The 15,436-nt window shown below is 67.0% G+C and carries 25 protein-coding genes; 24 read left to right on the plus strand and 1 reads right to left on the minus strand.

Annotation, left to right across the window (positions count from 1 at the left end):
* Window positions 1–3 precede the first annotated feature (3 nt).
* On the minus strand, window positions 4–453 hold the full coding sequence (locus JOE59_RS01525; protein ID WP_204458660.1) for an OsmC family protein: 450 nt from the start codon (window positions 451–453) through the stop codon (window positions 4–6).
* 502 nt (window positions 454–955) lie between these two features.
* Here JOE59_RS01525 and rpsJ point away from each other — a divergent pair.
* The 24 genes from rpsJ (at window position 956) to ptsP (ending at window position 15,341) form a co-directional block, all read left to right on the plus strand.
* Entirely contained in the window at window positions 956–1,264 is a 309-nt protein-coding gene (rpsJ, locus tag JOE59_RS01530) for a 30S ribosomal protein S10 (RefSeq protein WP_017201594.1), read from the plus strand.
* An 8-nt stretch (window positions 1,265–1,272) separates the two neighbouring features.
* A complete protein-coding gene (rplC, locus tag JOE59_RS01535; RefSeq protein WP_204458661.1) occupies window positions 1,273–1,929 on the plus strand; it encodes a 50S ribosomal protein L3 in 657 nt (218 codons plus the stop codon).
* A gap of 3 nt (window positions 1,930–1,932) precedes the next feature.
* A complete protein-coding gene (gene rplD / locus JOE59_RS01540; protein WP_056010889.1) occupies window positions 1,933–2,592 on the plus strand; it encodes a 50S ribosomal protein L4 in 660 nt (219 codons plus the stop codon).
* Window positions 2,589–2,894, plus strand: coding sequence for a 50S ribosomal protein L23 (gene rplW / locus JOE59_RS01545; protein WP_074260106.1), 306 nt, complete (start codon window positions 2,589–2,591; stop codon window positions 2,892–2,894). The genes rplD and rplW overlap by 4 nt, the downstream gene beginning before the upstream one ends.
* Window positions 2,895–2,911: 17 nt before the next feature.
* A complete protein-coding gene (rplB, locus tag JOE59_RS01550) occupies window positions 2,912–3,751 on the plus strand; it encodes a 50S ribosomal protein L2 (RefSeq protein WP_204458662.1) in 840 nt (279 codons plus the stop codon).
* 12 nt (window positions 3,752–3,763) lie between these two features.
* Window positions 3,764–4,045, plus strand: a complete 282-nt coding sequence (rpsS, locus tag JOE59_RS01555; protein WP_056010880.1) for a 30S ribosomal protein S19 — start codon at window positions 3,764–3,766, stop codon at window positions 4,043–4,045.
* A gap of 25 nt (window positions 4,046–4,070) precedes the next feature.
* Window positions 4,071–4,436, plus strand: a complete 366-nt coding sequence (gene rplV, locus JOE59_RS01560; protein WP_074260108.1) for a 50S ribosomal protein L22 — start codon at window positions 4,071–4,073, stop codon at window positions 4,434–4,436.
* Window positions 4,436–5,188 carry a 30S ribosomal protein S3 gene (gene rpsC / locus JOE59_RS01565; RefSeq protein ID WP_056010873.1) on the plus strand — a complete coding sequence of 251 codons (753 nt, stop codon included), beginning with the start codon at window positions 4,436–4,438 and terminating at the stop codon, window positions 5,186–5,188. The genes rplV and rpsC overlap by 1 nt, the downstream gene beginning before the upstream one ends.
* A 2-nt stretch (window positions 5,189–5,190) precedes the next feature.
* The gene (rplP, locus tag JOE59_RS01570) at window positions 5,191–5,610 is read left to right on the plus strand and encodes a 50S ribosomal protein L16 (protein ID WP_056010870.1); all 420 of its coding nucleotides are present in this window, start codon (window positions 5,191–5,193) and stop codon (window positions 5,608–5,610) included.
* Window positions 5,610–5,939, plus strand: coding sequence for a 50S ribosomal protein L29 (rpmC, locus tag JOE59_RS18915; RefSeq protein WP_179550966.1), 330 nt, complete (start codon window positions 5,610–5,612; stop codon window positions 5,937–5,939). The genes rplP and rpmC overlap by 1 nt, the downstream gene beginning before the upstream one ends.
* Window positions 5,940–5,941: 2 nt before the next feature.
* On the plus strand, window positions 5,942–6,244 hold the full coding sequence (gene rpsQ / locus JOE59_RS01580) for a 30S ribosomal protein S17 (RefSeq protein WP_204458663.1): 303 nt from the start codon (window positions 5,942–5,944) through the stop codon (window positions 6,242–6,244).
* Window positions 6,245–6,277: 33 nt separating this feature from the next.
* Window positions 6,278–6,646 carry a 50S ribosomal protein L14 gene (rplN, locus tag JOE59_RS01585; protein WP_056652970.1) on the plus strand — a complete coding sequence of 123 codons (369 nt, stop codon included), beginning with the start codon at window positions 6,278–6,280 and terminating at the stop codon, window positions 6,644–6,646.
* A 2-nt stretch (window positions 6,647–6,648) separates the two neighbouring features.
* Entirely contained in the window at window positions 6,649–7,008 is a 360-nt protein-coding gene (gene rplX, locus JOE59_RS01590) for a 50S ribosomal protein L24 (protein ID WP_074260111.1), read from the plus strand.
* Window positions 7,008–7,595 carry a 50S ribosomal protein L5 gene (gene rplE, locus JOE59_RS01595; RefSeq protein ID WP_204458664.1) on the plus strand — a complete coding sequence of 196 codons (588 nt, stop codon included), beginning with the start codon at window positions 7,008–7,010 and terminating at the stop codon, window positions 7,593–7,595. The genes rplX and rplE overlap by 1 nt, the downstream gene beginning before the upstream one ends.
* Before the next feature lie 129 nt (window positions 7,596–7,724).
* Complete coding sequence (gene rpsH, locus JOE59_RS01600) at window positions 7,725–8,123, plus strand: 30S ribosomal protein S8 (protein WP_056010852.1); 399 nt, start codon at window positions 7,725–7,727, stop codon at window positions 8,121–8,123.
* A 4-nt stretch (window positions 8,124–8,127) separates the two neighbouring features.
* A complete protein-coding gene (rplF, locus tag JOE59_RS01605; protein WP_074260113.1) occupies window positions 8,128–8,664 on the plus strand; it encodes a 50S ribosomal protein L6 in 537 nt (178 codons plus the stop codon).
* A gap of 2 nt (window positions 8,665–8,666) precedes the next feature.
* On the plus strand, window positions 8,667–9,026 hold the full coding sequence (gene rplR, locus JOE59_RS01610; RefSeq protein ID WP_056010846.1) for a 50S ribosomal protein L18: 360 nt from the start codon (window positions 8,667–8,669) through the stop codon (window positions 9,024–9,026).
* Entirely contained in the window at window positions 9,023–9,724 is a 702-nt protein-coding gene (rpsE, locus tag JOE59_RS01615; protein ID WP_179550964.1) for a 30S ribosomal protein S5, read from the plus strand. Before rplR ends, rpsE begins: the two co-directional genes overlap by 4 nt.
* Window positions 9,724–9,909 (plus strand): 50S ribosomal protein L30, encoded by a 186-nt coding sequence (gene rpmD / locus JOE59_RS01620; RefSeq protein ID WP_074260115.1) that lies wholly within the window; start codon window positions 9,724–9,726, stop codon window positions 9,907–9,909. The genes rpsE and rpmD overlap by 1 nt, the downstream gene beginning before the upstream one ends.
* Window positions 9,909–10,592, plus strand: a complete 684-nt coding sequence (gene rplO / locus JOE59_RS18620; RefSeq protein WP_239560051.1) for a 50S ribosomal protein L15 — start codon at window positions 9,909–9,911, stop codon at window positions 10,590–10,592. Before rpmD ends, rplO begins: the two co-directional genes overlap by 1 nt.
* 115 nt (window positions 10,593–10,707) lie before the next feature.
* Complete coding sequence (gene secY, locus JOE59_RS01630) at window positions 10,708–12,030, plus strand: preprotein translocase subunit SecY (RefSeq protein ID WP_204458665.1); 1,323 nt, start codon at window positions 10,708–10,710, stop codon at window positions 12,028–12,030.
* Entirely contained in the window at window positions 12,027–12,644 is a 618-nt protein-coding gene (locus tag JOE59_RS01635; RefSeq protein ID WP_204458666.1) for an adenylate kinase, read from the plus strand. The genes secY and JOE59_RS01635 overlap by 4 nt, the downstream gene beginning before the upstream one ends.
* An 8-nt stretch (window positions 12,645–12,652) precedes the next feature.
* Window positions 12,653–13,480 carry a type I methionyl aminopeptidase gene (gene map, locus JOE59_RS01640; protein WP_204458667.1) on the plus strand — a complete coding sequence of 276 codons (828 nt, stop codon included), beginning with the start codon at window positions 12,653–12,655 and terminating at the stop codon, window positions 13,478–13,480.
* A gap of 178 nt (window positions 13,481–13,658) precedes the next feature.
* Window positions 13,659–15,341 (plus strand): phosphoenolpyruvate--protein phosphotransferase, encoded by a 1,683-nt coding sequence (ptsP, locus tag JOE59_RS01645; RefSeq protein WP_204458668.1) that lies wholly within the window; start codon window positions 13,659–13,661, stop codon window positions 15,339–15,341.
* Window positions 15,342–15,436: the final 95 nt, after the last annotated feature.

Consider the following 15,436-nt stretch of genomic DNA (forward strand, 5'->3'; position numbering starts at 1 on the left):
GGATCAGACGGGCGTGCCGTCGATCGTCGTCCCGAGTTCGATGCTGCCGTGCACGCTGCGGGCCACGGTGCAGGCCTTGTCGATCGACTTGACCATGAGCTCGATGAGCTTCGCGCGTTCCGCCTCGTCGAGCGAGGAGAGGTCGAGCAGCAGCTCCTCGTCGACCCGGGAGTACCGGTTGTCGGGGCCGGAGGTGCCGTGCGCCCACACCGTCATCGCGAAGTCCTCCCCGAGGCGCCGCGCGGTGACCCGGTCGGCGCTCATGCCGGCGCAGCCCGCGAGGGCGAGTTTCAGCAGCTCGCCGGGTGTGAAGTGACCCTCGGCCTCCTCAGGCCCGATGCGCACTGTCGAACCTCGTTCGTTCATGCCCTCGAACGTGCGTGGGCCGGTTCGGGTGACCGAGACGCTGCCCGGTCCGATGCGGTCGCTCACCTGATGCGCGTGCTCGGTCATGTACGCCTCCAGTCCTGGTCGTCATGTCGATTCCATCACGGATGACGCGGGGCCGGAGCGTGCTCGTCTGCGACATCCCTGTGAACCGGATGAGCGCGACACGCCCGGGTTGCATGAAGGCACTCATTGTGGCAAACTCGTTGAGTTCAACATTTCGAACGCGTGCACTCGTGCGCGCTGATCGGATCACTGTCAGGCAGTGCATAACCACCCGGCTCACCCCGTTCCAACGGGGCTCACGCAGGGGTCAGGTTAGGCCGCAGGCAGGAGAACAGACAAACCGACACTCACAACGCCATGGGCGACCATGTCTTCGTGCGCGTCGGCGGGCTCGAAGGTCGAGCGTGTCGAGAGCACCGCCCCGGTTCATCCGGGCGGGTGGTTTCGACAGGCTCGATCACCGGCCTTTGACAGAAGAACAGTGGTGCTTCACACGGAGTAGCTACGCGGCGTCCGATGCCCTCGGAAGGGGTAAGACGCCTTGACAGAGAGAGAGTCAGCAATGGCGGGACAGAAGATCCGCATTCGACTGAAGTCGTATGACCACGAGGTCATCGACACCTCGGCGCGCAAGATCGTCGACACGGTGACCCGCGCGGGCGCCACGGTCGTCGGCCCCGTGCCGCTTCCGACGGAGAAGAACGTGGTGTGCGTCATCCGATCGCCCCACAAGTACAAGGACAGCCGCGAGCACTTCGAGATGCGCACCCACAAGCGTCTCATCGACATCGTGGACCCGACGCCCAAGGCCGTCGACTCGCTCATGCGACTCGACCTGCCGGCCGACGTCAACATCGAGATCAAGCTCTGAGGTAACAGATGTCTTCCGCTACCAAGAACGTGAAGGGTCTGCTCGGCACCAAGCTCGGCATGACCCAGGTGTGGGACGAGAACAACAAGCTCGTGCCCGTGACCGTCATCGAGATCGCCCCCAACGTGGTCACCCAGCTCCGCACCGTCGACAAGGACGGCTACGAGGCTGTGCAGATCGCTGCAGGCGCCATCGACCCGCGCAAGGTCAACCAGCCCGCGACCGGTCACTTCGCCGCCGCAGGCGTGACCCCCCGTCGCCACCTGACCGAGGTCCGCACCGCGGACGCCGCGTCGTACTCCCTCGGCCAGGAGCTCCCCGTCGAGGGTGCCTTCGAGGCCGGCCAGCTCGTCGACGTCGTCGGCACGAGCAAGGGCAAGGGCTTCGCCGGTGTCATGAAGCGCCACAACTTCAAGGGTGTCTCCGCTTCGCACGGTTCGCACCGCAACCACCGCAAGCCCGGTTCCATCGGTGCCTCGTCGACGCCCAGCCGCGTCTTCAAGGGCATGCGCATGGCCGGCCGCATGGGTGGCGAGCGCGTGACCGTGCTCAACCTCCGCGTGCACGCCGTCGACGCCGAGAAGGGCCTGCTGCTCGTCAAGGGCGCGGTTCCCGGTGCTCGCGGCCGTCTCGTTTTCGTCCGCAACGCAGTGAAGGGGGCGTAGTCCATGGCTACCGCCAACACCATTGACGTGCTCGACGCGACCGGCAAGAAGTCCGGCTCGGTCGAGCTGCCCGCCGAACTCTTCGACGTGCAGACCAACGTCCCGCTCATCCACCAGGTCGTCGTGGCCCAGCTCGCAGCAGCGCGCCAGGGTACGCACAAGACCAAGACCCGCGGCGAGGTTTCCGGCGCCGGTCGCAAGCCGTTCAAGCAGAAGGGCACCGGCCGCGCCCGTCAGGGTTCGATCCGCGCTCCTCAGATGACCGGCGGTGGCGTCGTGCACGGCCCGCAGCCGCGCGACTACTCGCAGCGCACCCCCAAGAAGATGATCGCAGCGGCCCTCCTCGGCTCGCTCTCCGACCGCGCTCGCGGCGGCCGTGTCCACGCGGTCACCGCCTTCACGGCCAGCGAGACGCCGAAGACCAAGGAAGCCGTCGCGCTCCTCGCAGCGATCGCTCCGGCGAAGCGCTTCCTCATCGTGCTCGCGCCCGGTGAAGAGCTCTCGCAGCGCGCTGTGCGGAACATCCCGACCGTGCACGTGCTGCGCGTCGACCAGCTGAACGCCTACGACGTGCTCGTCTCGGACGACATCGTCTTCAGCACCGCTGCACTCGAGTCCTTCGTGGCCTCGAAGACGGCGAAGAAGGAAGAGGTCTCGGCATGAGTGCCGCCGCGAACAACAAGGACCCGCGCGACATCATCATCGCGCCCGTCGTCTCGGAGAAGAGCTACGGCCTGATCGACGAGGGCAAGTACACGTTCATCGTGGACCCCCGTTCGAACAAGACCGAGATCAAGCTCGCCATCGAGAAGATCTTCAACGTCCAGGTGGCGTCGATCAACACCCTGAACCGTCAGGGCAAGACCCGCCGTACCCGGTTCGGCATGGGCAAGCGCAAGGACACCAAGCGCGCGATCGTCACCCTCAAGTCCGGCTCGATCGACATCTTCACGGCTGTCGGCTAGGGAGCAGAGGAATAAGAATGGCTATTCGTAAGTACAAGCCCACGACTCCTGGTCGTCGCGGTTCGTCGGTCGCCGACTTCGCGGAGATCACTCGCTCCACGCCTGAGAAGTCGCTGCTCCGCCCGCTGCCGAAGACCGGTGGTCGCAACAACCAGGGCCGCATCACGACGCGTCACATCGGTGGTGGCCACAAGCGCCAGTACCGCGTGATCGACTTCAAGCGCAACGACAAGGACGGCGTCAACGCCAAGGTCGCTCACATCGAGTACGACCCCAACCGCACCGCGCGCATCGCGCTGCTGCACTTCGTCGACGGCACCAAGCGCTACATCCTGGCTCCGAACAAGCTCTCGCAGGGCGATGTCGTCGAGTCGGGCCCCGGCGCCGACATCAAGCCCGGCAACAACCTGCCGCTGAAGAACATCCCCACCGGTACCGTGGTGCACGCCATCGAGCTGCGCCCCGGCGGCGGTGCCAAGATGGCACGCTCGGCCGGAGCATCCGTTCGCCTCGTTGCGAAGGACGGCCCCTACGCCCAGCTGCGCCTGCCCTCGGGCGAGATCCGCAACGTCGACGCGCGCTGCCGCGCGACCGTCGGCGAGGTCGGCAACGCCGAGCAGTCGAACATCAACTGGGGCAAGGCCGGCCGCATGCGCTGGAAGGGCGTCCGCCCGACCGTGCGTGGTGTCGCCATGAACCCGGTCGACCACCCGCACGGTGGTGGCGAGGGCAAGACGTCCGGTGGACGTCACCCCGTCAGCCCCTGGGGCCAGAAGGAAGGCCGTACGCGCAAGCGCGATCTTCCCAGCGACAAGCTCATCGTTCGCCGCCGCAACGTCGGCAAGAAGCGCAAGTAGGAGTTGTAGAAGATGCCACGCAGTCTGAAGAAGGGCCCCTTCGTCGATGACCACCTGCTTCGCAAGGTGATCACGGCGAACGAGGCCGGCAGCAAGAACGTCATCAAGACGTGGTCGCGCCGCTCGATGATCATCCCGGCGATGCTGGGTCACACGATCGCGGTGCACGACGGCCGCAAGCACATCCCGGTGTTCGTCACCGAGACCATGGTGGGTCACAAGCTCGGCGAGTTCGCCCCCACCCGCACCTTCCGTGGACACGTGAAGGACGACAAGAAGGGCCGTCGCCGCTAAGCGGTGACGTGAAGGAGGAGAAGAAATGGTGGAGTCGATCGCACGCGTGCGACACATCCGCGTCACCCCCATGAAGGCCCGCCGCGTCGTCAACATGATCCGCGGGCGCCAGGCACAGGAGGCACTCGCCATCCTGAAGTTCGCACCCCAGGGTGCGAGCGAGCCGGTGTACAAGCTCGTCGCCTCGGCCATCGCGAACGCTCGCGTCAAGGCCGATGCCACGAACACCTACCTGGACGAGCAGGACCTCTACATCAGCCGCGCATTCGTCGATGAGGGCACCACCCTCAAGCGATTCCAGCCGCGCGCTCAGGGTCGTGCCTTCCGCATCAACAAGCGAACGAGCCACATCACCGTCGTGCTCGCCACGCCCGAGGAGGGTACGAAGTAATGGGTCAGAAAGTCAACCCGTACGGCTTCCGTCTCGGCATCACCACCGACCATGTGTCGCGGTGGTTCTCCGACTCGACGAAGCCCGGTCAGCGCTACGCCGACTACCTTGCAGAAGACATCAAGATCCGTCGACTGCTGCAGACGTCGCTGGACCGCGCCGGTGTCTCGCGCATCGAGATCGAGCGCACCCGCGACCGTGTCCGCGTGGACATCCACACGGCACGTCCCGGCATCGTGATCGGCCGCCGCGGCGCCGAGGCCGAGCGCATCCGCGCCGACCTCGAGAAGCTCAGCGGCAAGCAGATCCAGCTGAACATCCTCGAGGTGAAGAACCCCGAGGCCGACGCTCAGCTCGTCGCTCAGGGCATCGCCGAGCAGCTCTCCGCTCGTGTGGCATTCCGCCGCGCGATGCGCAAGGGCCTGCAGGGTGCTCAGCGCGCCGGCGCCAAGGGCGTCCGCATCCAGGTCTCCGGCCGCCTCGGCGGCGCCGAGATGAGCCGTTCGGAGTTCTACCGCGAAGGCCGTGTGCCCCTGCACACCCTGCGCGCGAACATCGACTACGGCTTCTACGAGGCGAAGACCACCTTCGGCCGCATCGGTGTGAAGGTCTGGATCTACAAGGGCGACATCACCAACAAGGAGCTCGCCCGCGAGCAGGCCAACCAGAAGTCGTCGCGCCCCGAGCGCAGTGACCGTCCCCGCCGTGCGCCCAAGGCGCAGGAGCCGGTGGCAGCAGGAGTTGAGGCATAACCATGTTGATTCCCCGTCGAGTCAAGTACCGCAAGCAGCACCACCCCGGCCGTTCGGGCCACGCCACCGGCGGCACGAAGGTCACCTTCGGTGAGTTCGGCATCCAGGCGTTGACCCCCGCGTACGTGACGAACCGTCAGATCGAGTCCGCTCGTATCGCCATGACGCGTCACATCAAGCGCGGCGGCAAGGTGTGGATCAACATCTACCCCGACCGTCCGCTCACGAAGAAGCCGGCCGAAACCCGAATGGGTTCCGGTAAGGGTTCGCCCGAGTGGTGGGTCGCGAACGTCAAGCCGGGTCGAGTCCTCTTCGAGGTCTCCGGCGTCTCCGAGGAACTCGCTCGTGAGGCAATGACCCGTGCCATCCACAAGCTGCCCCTCAAGGCACGCATCATCAAGCGCGAGGAGGGCGACGCATAATGGCCGTCGGCACCAAGGAGCTCAGCCCCGTCGAGCTCGACACTTTCGAAGACGAGCGACTCGTCGATGAGCTGAAGAAGGCCAAGGAAGAGCTGTTCAACCTGCGCTTCCAGTCGGCCACCGGTCAGCTCGAAAGCCACGGCCGCCTCCGGGCGGTCAAGCGCGACATCGCGCGCATCTACACGGTCATCCGCGAGCGCGAGCTCGGCATCCGGGCAACGCCCGCGCCGGTCGAAGTTCCGGTCAAGGCCGAGAAGAAGACGAAGAAGGCCAAGGCCGAGGCATCCGTTGATGCTGCAGCCGAGGTCGACGAGACGAAGGAGGCCTGATCATGGCTGAGACCAAGAAGGCTTCGGCCGAGGTCGACACCGCGGCCGAGCTCGTCCGCGGCTACCGCAAGGTTCGTCGCGGCTACGTCGTCAGCGACAAGATGGACAAGACCATCGTCGTCGAGGTCGAGGACCGCGTGAAGCACCCGCTGTACGGCAAGGTCATCCGCCGTACCTCGAAGGTCAAGGCGCACGACGAGCAGAACACCGCCGGCATCGGCGACCTCGTCGTGATCAGCGAGACCCGTCCCCTCTCCGCCACGAAGCGCTGGCGCCTCGTCGAGATCGTCGAGAAGGCCAAGTAAGCCCCGCGCTTACTTGAAAGAAGGAGATTCAAAGTGCTTCAGCAGGAATCACGAGTCAAGGTCGCCGACAACACCGGCGCCAAGGAGCTGCTCACGATCCGCGTCCTCGGTGGCTCGAAGCGCCGGTACGCCGGCCTCGGTGACACCATCGTCGCGACCGTCAAGGACGCGATCCCCGGCGGCAACGTCAAGAAGGGCGATGTGGTCAAGGCCGTCATCGTCCGCACCGTCAAGGAGACCCGTCGTCCCGACGGCTCCTACATCAAGTTCGACGAGAACGCCGCAGTGATCCTGAAGAACGATGGTGACCCCCGCGGCACCCGTATCTTCGGACCGGTCGGTCGCGAGCTTCGCGACAAGAAGTTCATGAAGATCATCTCGCTGGCACCGGAGGTTATCTAGTCATGGCCAACATCAAGAAGGGTGACCTCGTTCAGGTCATCTCGGGTCGCAGCCAGGCTCGCGGCGGAGACCGTGGCAAGCAGGGCAAGGTCCTCGAGGTGCTCGTCGCCGAGAACCGCGTCGTCGTCGAAGGCATCAACTTCGTCACGAAGCACGTTCGCGTCGGCCAGACGCAGCGCGGCTCGAAGACCGGCGGCATCGAGACCGTCGAGGCCCCGATCCACGTCTCGAACGTCGCACTCGTCGACCCCGAGTCGAAGAAGCCGACCCGCGTCGGTTTCCGCATCGAGACCGTGACGAAGGACGGCGTCGAGAAGACCGTCCGCGTCCGCTACGCAAAGAAGTCAGGTAAGGACCTGTAATGACCGACACGGCTACGCAGGCTGGCAAAATCCAGCCGCGCCTGAAGACCAAGTACCGGGACGAGATCTCGAAGGCCCTCACCGAGGAGCACGGCTACACCAACGTGCACCAGGTTCCGGGTCTCGTGAAGATCGTCGTGAACATGGGTGTCGGCGAAGCCGCGCGCGATGGCAAGGTCATCGACGGCGCGATCGCCGATCTCACCAAGATCACCGGCCAGAAGCCGCAGGTCACCAAGGCTCGCAAGTCCATCGCGCAGTTCAAGCTGCGCGAGGGCCAGCCGATCGGTGCCCACGTCACGCTTCGCGGCGACCGCATGTGGGAGTTCCTCGACCGCCTGCTCTCGCTCGCACTGCCCCGTATCCGCGACTTCCGCGGTCTCTCGGACAAGCAGTTCGACGGCACCGGCAACTACACCTTCGGTCTCACGGAGCAGTCGATGTTCCACGAGATCGACCAGGACAAGATCGACCGCGTCCGCGGCATGGACATCACTGTGGTGACCACGGCCAAGACGGACGAAGAGGGCCGCGCGCTGCTCAAGCAGCTCGGCTTCCCCTTCAAGTCGGCCGAGTCCGCCAACTGAACCCCGGATGCTGCGGGCGCACGCCCGCAGCATCCGACCCGGTCTCCCGCATCCGTGGAAGACCGACACCACAGGTCATCGCTCGTGTAACGGGCGCTGAAACCTGGTGAACGTAAGGAAACACTCGTCATGACGATGACCGACCCGGTCGCTGACATGCTGACCCGTCTGCGGAACGCGAACTCCGCACACCACGACTCCGTGTCGATGCCCAACTCCAAGCTCAAGGCGAACATCGCCGAGATCTTGAAGAAGGAGGGCTACATCGCGGACTTCGAGCTGACTGATGCTCGCGTGGGCAAGACGCTGACGCTGCAGCTCAAGTTCGGCCCCAACCGCGAGCGTTCGATCGCTGGCATCAAGCGCGTCTCCAAGCCCGGCCTCCGCGTCTACGCGAAGTCGACGGAGCTCCCCAAGGTGCTCGGCGGCCTCGGCGTTGCCATCCTGTCCACCTCCAGCGGTCTGCTCACCGACCGTCAGGCCGAGAAGAAGGGCGTAGGCGGAGAAGTCCTCGCCTACGTGTGGTAGTTCCATGTCACGAATCGGACGTCTCCCCATCGACATCCCCGCGGGCGTCGAGGTCAAGATCGACGGCCAGGCCGTTTCGGTGAAGGGCCCGAAGGGCGAGCTCGCGCTCACCGTCGCCGCCCCCATCGAGGTCAAGCTCGAAGAGAACCAGGTTCTCGTCACCCGCCCCGACGACGAGCGCACCTCGCGCTCGCTGCACGGCCTCACGCGTACCCTCATCGCCAACCAGATCATCGGCGTGACCCAGGGCTACTCCAAGGGTCTCGAGATCGTCGGAACCGGTTACCGCGTCGCGCAGAAGGGCTCGTCGCTCGAGCTCGCGCTCGGTTTCTCGCACCCCGTCGTCGTCGACGCACCCACCGGCATCACGTTGACCGTCGAGGGCAACAACAAGATCACGGTCGCGGGCATCGACAAGCAGGCGGTCGGCGAGGTCGCCGCGAACATCCGCAAGATCAAGAAGCCCGAGCCGTACAAGGGCAAGGGCATCCGCTACGCCGGCGAGGTCGTGCGTCGCAAGGCCGGAAAGTCAGGTAAGTAATCATGGCTGTGAAGACCAAGACGGCTGCGCGTTCGCGCCGCCACACCCGCCTTCGCAAGAAGGTCGTCGGCACCGAGCTGCGTCCGCGCCTCGTCGTCACCCGTTCGGCACGTCACGTGTTCGTGCAGGTCGTCGACGACAGCAAGGGCCTGACCGTCGCCAGCGCCTCGACCATGGAGGCAGACCTCCGTGTGTTCGACGGTGACAAGACCGCCAAGGCCAAGAAGGTCGGCGAGCTCGTCGCAGAGCGTGCGAAGAAGGCCGGCATCGAGTCCGTCGTCTTCGACCGCGGCGGCAACAAGTACGCCGGTCGTGTCGCAGCGATCGCCGATGGAGCGCGAGAGGCAGGGCTCAACCTGTGAGCGAGAACACTACGAAGGAGACCGAGGTGACCGCAGAGGCACCCGTCGAGACGGCAGCAGCTTCGGAGCCGGCTCGGAACGAGCGCGACAACCGTCGCGGCGGCGGTCGTGACCGCAACCAGGGTGGCCGCGACCGCGGTGGCCGTGACGCCGAGAAGAGCCAGTTCCTCGAGCGCGTCGTGACCATCAACCGCGTGTCGAAGGTCGTCAAGGGCGGCCGTCGCTTCAGCTTCACGGCGCTCGTCGTCGTGGGTGACGGCAACGGACTCGTCGGCGTCGGCTACGGCAAGGCGCGCGAGGTCCCGACCGCGATCTCGAAGGGCGTCGAGGAGGCGAAGAAGAACTTCTTCCGCGTTCCCCGCGTCGGAGCCACCATCCCGCACCCCGTCCAGGGTGAGGCCGCAGCCGGCGTCGTCCTGCTGCGCCCGGCTTCGGCCGGTACCGGTGTCATCGCCGGTGGTCCCGTGCGTGCGGTGCTCGAGTGCGCCGGCATCCACGACGTGCTGAGCAAGTCGCTCGGTTCGTCGAACACCATCAACATCGTGCACGCCACGGTCGCCGCCCTGCAGGAGCTCGAAGAGCCCCGCGCAGTCGCCGCCCGTCGTGGCCTCGCCTACGACGAGGTCGCTCCGGCCCGTCTGCTGCGTGCCGAGGCCCAGGCGGCCGAGGCCGCCGCAGCAGCGAAGGCAGGTGCCTGATGGCCAAGCAGCTGAAGGTGACCCAGATCAAGTCCAAGGTGAGCGAGAAGCAGTACCAGCGCGACACGCTGCGCAGCCTCGGACTCAAGCGCATCGGTGACTCGGTGATTCGCGAGGACAACTCGCAGAACCGCGGCTACGTGAACACCGTCGCGCACCTCGTGAAGGTTGAGGAGATTGACTAATGGCTGACGAGAAGAAGGACGTCGCCGCCGAAGCCCCCAAGAAGGCTCCGGCGAAGAAGACGGCCGACAAGCCCGCCGCCGCGAAGGCAGCCCCCAAGGCTGCTGCCGAGAAGAAGGCCCCCGCCAAGGCCACCGCAGCGAAGGCCGACTCGGCCGCCGCCGCGAAGGCTCCGGCGAAGAAGGCCCCCGCGAAGGCCGCGTCCTCCAAGACGGCCGCCCCCAAGGCGGATGTCGCGGAGAAGCGCGAGCAGGTGCTGAAGGTCCACCACCTCCGCCCCGCTCCCGGCGCCAAGAAGGACAAGACCCGCGTTGGACGCGGTGAGGGTTCGAAGGGCAAGACGGCAGGTCGCGGTACCAAGGGCTCGAAGGCTCGCAACAACATCCGCCCCGGGTTCGAGGGTGGCCAGCTTCCGTACCACATGCGTGCGCCGAAGCTCCGCGGCTTCAAGAACCCGTTCCGCGTCGAGTACCAGGTCGTGAACCTGGAGAAGCTCGCCGAGCTGTACCCGAAGGGCGGCGACGTCACGATCGCCGACCTCGTCGAGAAGGGCGCCGTTCGCAAGAACGAGCGTGTCAAGGTTCTCGGCAACGGTGACATCCAGGTGAAGCTCAACGTCGCGGTCGACAAGGTCTCCGGCTCGGCCGAGCAGAAGATCGTCGCCGCTGGCGGCTCGGTCAAGTAGACCGGAAACAGCACCGATTGCACGAGCCAGTCGGGACCTCGCGTATGATTCACGGGGGTCTCGACTGGCTCGAGCCGCATATGGACTGACTCCACACGGAGCAACAGGAGGACGAGTGTTCAACGCCATCGGGCGGATCTTCCGCACGCCGGATCTTCGCCGCAAGCTCGGGTTCACGCTGGGCATCGTCGCCCTGTTCCGGCTGGGTTCGTTCATTCCCGCGCCGTTCGTGGACTTCGGCAACGTTCAGGCATGTCTCGCCGCCAACCAGACGGGCGCCACGGGACTCTACGACCTCGTGAACCTCTTCTCCGGCGGTGCGCTGCTCCAGCTGTCGATCTTCGCGCTGGGAATCATGCCGTACATCACGGCATCGATCATCGTGCAGCTGCTCCGCGTCGTGATCCCTCACTTCGAGACGCTGTACAAAGAGGGCCAGGCCGGCCAGAGCCGCCTCACCCAGTACACCCGCTACCTCACGATCGCGCTCGGCGTGCTCCAGTCGACCACGCTCATCACGGTCGCCCGCTCCGGCGCGCTGTTCCCCTCGGGCGCCCCCGAGTGCTCGCAGCTCATCACGAACGACGCCTGGTACGCGATCCTCCTCATGGTCATCACCATGACCGCCGGCACCGGCCTCATCATGTGGATGGGCGAGCTCATCACCGAGCGCGGCATCGGCAACGGCATGTCGCTCCTCATCTTCACGTCGATCGCTGCGACCTTCCCCGGCTCGCTCTGGGCCATCGGCATCGCCCGCGGCTGGGACATCTTCGCGATCGTGCTCGCCATCGGACTCCTCGTCGTCGTCGCCGTCGTCTTCGTCGAGCAGTCGCAGCGGCGCATCCCGGTGCAATACGCCAAGCGCATGGTCGGCAGGCGCACGTACGGTGGCAACAACACCTACATCCCGATCAAGGTCAACATGGCAGGCGTCGTGCCGGTCATCTTCGCCTCGTCGCTGCTCTACCTGCCGGCGCTCATCGCGCAGTTCAACACCCCGGCGGCCGGCGAGCAGCCGCAGGCATGGGTCACCTGGGTCACGAACAACCTGACGCAGGGCAGCCACCCGCTGTACATGCTGATGTACTTCCTGCTCATCGTGGGCTTCACGTACTTCTACGTCGCGATCACCTTCAACCCCGACGAGGTGTCGGAGAACATGAAGAAGTACGGCGGGTTCATCCCCGGCATCCGCGCCGGTCGTCCGACCGCGGAGTACCTCGACTACGTGCTCACCCGCATCACGCTTCCGGGCTCGTTCTACCTCGGCCTCATCGCCCTGATCCCGCTCATCGCGTTCGCGATGGTCGGCGCCGACCAGAACTTCCCCTTCGGCGGCGCTTCCATCCTGATCATCGTCGGTGTCGGTCTCGAGACGGTCAAGCAGATCGACGCCCAGCTCCAGCAGCGACACTACGAAGGACTTCTCCGATGACGGCTTCCGCTACCGGCTCAGCTCGCTTCCTGATCGTCGGGCCCCAGGGCTCCGGCAAGGGAACGCAGGGCGTGCTCGTCGCGGAGGCGTTCGGAGTGCCCCAGGTCGCCACCGGCGACATCTTCCGTGCGAACGTCGCGGGTGGCACCGAACTCGGCAAGCGCGTCCAGGCGATCATCGAGGCGGGTGACCTCGTTCCCGATGCGCTCACGAGCGAGCTCGTGCGCGATCGGCTCGAGCAGGCGGATGCCGCGGGCGGCTTCCTCCTCGACGGGTACCCGCGCAATCGTGGTCAGGTCGACGACCTCGACGCGTTCCTCACGTCTCGTGGTGAGGCACTCGACGCGGTCATCGAACTCGAGGTGCCCCGCGGTGAGAGCATCGCCCGCTTGCAGCAGCGCGCGGCCGAGCAGGGTCGCACCGACGACACCGAAGAGGTCATCGCGAATCGACTCGCGATCTACGAGCGGGAGACCGCACCGATCCTCGACGTGTACCGCGAACGCGGCGTGGTCGTGCGCATCGACGGCGTCGGCACGCTCGACGAGGTGACCGAGCGCATCTTCTCGGCGCTCGCCGCTCGCGGGCTCGCTCCCAACGGCGTCTCCGCCTGAGTCGTTCGGTGTTCCGACGGTCCATCTACAAGTCGCCCGCCGAGCTCCGCTCGATGCGGGCCGCTGGTGGGCTGACCGCGGCGGCACTCGCAGAGGTGCGCCGGCTGCTCGTCCCGGGGGCGACGCCGCTCGAGCTCGATGCCGCTGCCGAGCGGGTGATCCGCGAGGGCGGCGGCGTGCCGAACTTCCAGCTCGTACCCGGATACCGGCACACGCTGTGCGTCTCGGTCGACGACGACGTCGTGCACGGCATCCCCGGAGACCGGCCGTTCCGTGCCGGCGACATCGTCTCGATCGACGGCGGTGCGGAGGTCGCGGGCTGGAACGGCGACTCCGCGTTCACCGTCGTGCTGCCCGATGCCGAGCGTCCCGACGTGGTCGCCTCCCGCGACGAGCTCAATCGGGTCACCGAGCACGCCCTGTGGCTCGGCATCGCCACGCTCGCGCGCGCTTCGCACCTCAACGAGGTCGGCGCCGCGATCGAGGACTTCGTCCACGGCGAGGGTGCGTACGGGATCCTCACCGACTACGTCGGTCACGGTATCGGGCGCACGATGCACGAGGAGCCGCCCGTCTTCAACTACCGCGTGGATCGTCGGGGACCGGCGGTCAAGCCCGGGCTCGTCGTGGCGATCGAGCCGATGATCGTCGGCGGGTCCATCGACACGTTCACGCGCGACGACGACTGGACCGTCACGACCTCCGACGGTTCGGACTCCGCGCACTGGGAGCACTCCATCGCGGTTCACGCCGACGGCATCTGGGTGCTCACCGCCCCCGACGGCGGAGCCGCAGGGCTGGCGCGGTTCGGGGTGCGACCCGCCCCCATCGCCTGAGTCGCACGCTCGCTCGTTCGCGTCGAAGGTCGGAGCTCGGGTCCTCCATGAAACAACGTGGCGTGTACGCTGTCCCGTCGCTCTTCGGGCGACGGCCGGCACGACGATGCTCCCGTCGGGCGCCCGCCGGACGACTAGGGTGAATGCAGAACGGATACTCGCAACGGAGGCCGGGCGGATGAGGGAGATCACGGGGACCGGGATCGGCCAGGGGGTGGCCATCGGTCGGGTCGTGCGGATGGCGGAACGCCTGCCGGAACCCGCCGATGCGGCGAGCGAGCTCGGTCGGGAACGGGAATCGGCCCGGGCGAGGAGCGCCCTGGCGACGGTCGCCGCCGAGCTCTCGCGTCGTGGTGCGGTGGCCGGGGGAGCCGGCAGGGACGTGCTCGAGGCGCAGGCCATGATGGCCGAGGATCCGAGCCTCGTCGATCTCGTCGATGCGAAGCTGGCGAGGGGGGCCACGGCGGAGCGCTCGGTCTTCGAGGCGTTCGCCTCGTATCGCCGACGGCTCGCGGAGATGGGCGGGTACATGGGGGAGCGGGCCGCCGATCTCGACGACGTCTCGCAACGAGTGATCGCGGAGCTCATGCAGCTGCCCGCGCCGGGCGTGCCGGACCCCGGTCATCCATTCGTGCTCGTCGCACACGACCTCGCTCCTGCCGACACGGCGATGCTCGATCTCGACCGGGTGCAGGCGCTCGTGACCGTCGAAGGCGGTCCCACCTCGCACACGGCCATCCTCGCCCGCGAGAAGGCACTCGTCGCCGTCGTCGGTGCGGCGGATGCCGCGCGTCTCGTGGATGGCGACGTCGTCGTCGTCGATGCGGCCCGGGGCCTCGTCGTCGTGTCGCCCTCCGACGAACAGCTGACAGCAGCGCGCACCCGGCTCGAGGAGCGTGCGGCACAGGCTGCTGCACCGCTCGCGCCCGGCGCGCTCGCGGACGGCACGCCCGTGCCGTTGCTCGCGAACCTGGGCTCCGTCGACGACGTCGCCGAGGCCGTGCGCCTCGGCGCGGAGGGTGTCGGGCTCTTCCGCACGGAGTTCCTCTTCCTCGGAGCCGACGTCGCCCCGACCGTGCACGAGCAGCAGGCCGAGTACGCACGGCTGCTCACGGCGTTCCCCGGGCGGAAGGTCGTGGTCCGTGTACTCGACGCCGGCGCCGACAAGCCGCTCGCCTTCGTCAACGATGCGCCAGAGGCGAACCCCGCACTCGGGCTCCGCGGCATCCGAGCGCTTCGGCATGCCGAGGTGATCCTGCGCGACCAGCTGACGGCGCTCGCGGCCGCCGCCGAGTCGACGGAGGCGGAACTGCAGGTCATGGCGCCGATGATCGCGACCGTCGAGGAGACGCGGTACTTCGTCGCGATCGCGAAGGAGCTCGGCATCGCCGTCGCGGGAGTGATGGTCGAGACGCCGTCGGCGGCGCTCATCGCCGACCGGGTGCTGGCTGCGGCCGACTTCGCGTCGATCGGCACGAACGACCTCACGCAGTACACGATGGCCGCCGACCGCCTGCTCGGCACCGTGGCGGCCCTGCAGGACCCGTGGCACCCCGCGGTGCTGCGCCTCATCGCGGAGGTGGGGGCGGCCGGTGCCGCGCTCGGGAAGCCGGTGGGCATCTGCGGCGAGGCCGCAGCGGACCCGCTGCTGGCCGTCGTGCTCGTCGGGCTCGGCGCCACCAGCCTGTCGATGTCGCCCTCGGCGCTCGCCGACGTGCGGGCCTCGCTCAAGCGATTCGGCGCCGACGACGCGAGAGCCCTCGCCCGGGCCGCTCTCGCGGCCGAGGATGCCGCGGCGGCGCGGACCGCAACGGAGTCGCTCGCGGCCGAGATCGCCGCGCGAGGCGGATCCGGCGCGTAGGGCGACGCTCCGCCACGGGCCGGCGCCGCGCTCGACTGGCGAAAACGCTCGGAATCACCTAGAGTTGACCCTTGGTGTTCTGCACGCCTGCTTCG

Origin of the sequence: Agromyces cerinus (genome assembly GCF_016907835.1) — a bacterium.
Classification (GTDB): domain Bacteria; phylum Actinomycetota; class Actinomycetes; order Actinomycetales; family Microbacteriaceae; genus Agromyces; species Agromyces nitratus.

Coding starts and splice junctions, on each gene's coding strand:
- rplD (WP_056010889.1), top strand. CDS start 1,933: ATGGCTACCGCCAACACCATTGACGTGCTCGACGCGACCGGCAAGAAG.
- rpsH (WP_056010852.1), top strand. CDS start 7,725: ATGACGATGACCGACCCGGTCGCTGACATGCTGACCCGTCTGCGGAAC.
- rplF (WP_074260113.1), top strand. CDS start 8,128: ATGTCACGAATCGGACGTCTCCCCATCGACATCCCCGCGGGCGTCGAG.
- rplW (WP_074260106.1), top strand. CDS start 2,589: ATGAGTGCCGCCGCGAACAACAAGGACCCGCGCGACATCATCATCGCG.
- JOE59_RS01525 (WP_204458660.1), bottom strand. CDS start 453: ATGACCGAGCACGCGCATCAGGTGAGCGACCGCATCGGACCGGGCAGC.
- JOE59_RS01635 (WP_204458666.1), top strand. CDS start 12,027: ATGACGGCTTCCGCTACCGGCTCAGCTCGCTTCCTGATCGTCGGGCCC.
- rplB (WP_204458662.1), top strand. CDS start 2,912: ATGGCTATTCGTAAGTACAAGCCCACGACTCCTGGTCGTCGCGGTTCG.
- rpmC (WP_179550966.1), top strand. CDS start 5,610: ATGGCCGTCGGCACCAAGGAGCTCAGCCCCGTCGAGCTCGACACTTTC.
- rpsQ (WP_204458663.1), top strand. CDS start 5,942: ATGGCTGAGACCAAGAAGGCTTCGGCCGAGGTCGACACCGCGGCCGAG.
- rplV (WP_074260108.1), top strand. CDS start 4,071: ATGGTGGAGTCGATCGCACGCGTGCGACACATCCGCGTCACCCCCATG.
- ptsP (WP_204458668.1), top strand. CDS start 13,659: ATGAGGGAGATCACGGGGACCGGGATCGGCCAGGGGGTGGCCATCGGT.
- rpsC (WP_056010873.1), top strand. CDS start 4,436: ATGGGTCAGAAAGTCAACCCGTACGGCTTCCGTCTCGGCATCACCACC.
- rplE (WP_204458664.1), top strand. CDS start 7,008: ATGACCGACACGGCTACGCAGGCTGGCAAAATCCAGCCGCGCCTGAAG.
- rpmD (WP_074260115.1), top strand. CDS start 9,724: ATGGCCAAGCAGCTGAAGGTGACCCAGATCAAGTCCAAGGTGAGCGAG.
- rplR (WP_056010846.1), top strand. CDS start 8,667: ATGGCTGTGAAGACCAAGACGGCTGCGCGTTCGCGCCGCCACACCCGC.
- rplC (WP_204458661.1), top strand. CDS start 1,273: ATGTCTTCCGCTACCAAGAACGTGAAGGGTCTGCTCGGCACCAAGCTC.
- rpsJ (WP_017201594.1), top strand. CDS start 956: ATGGCGGGACAGAAGATCCGCATTCGACTGAAGTCGTATGACCACGAG.
- rplP (WP_056010870.1), top strand. CDS start 5,191: ATGTTGATTCCCCGTCGAGTCAAGTACCGCAAGCAGCACCACCCCGGC.
- rplX (WP_074260111.1), top strand. CDS start 6,649: ATGGCCAACATCAAGAAGGGTGACCTCGTTCAGGTCATCTCGGGTCGC.
- rplO (WP_239560051.1), top strand. CDS start 9,909: ATGGCTGACGAGAAGAAGGACGTCGCCGCCGAAGCCCCCAAGAAGGCT.
- rpsS (WP_056010880.1), top strand. CDS start 3,764: ATGCCACGCAGTCTGAAGAAGGGCCCCTTCGTCGATGACCACCTGCTT.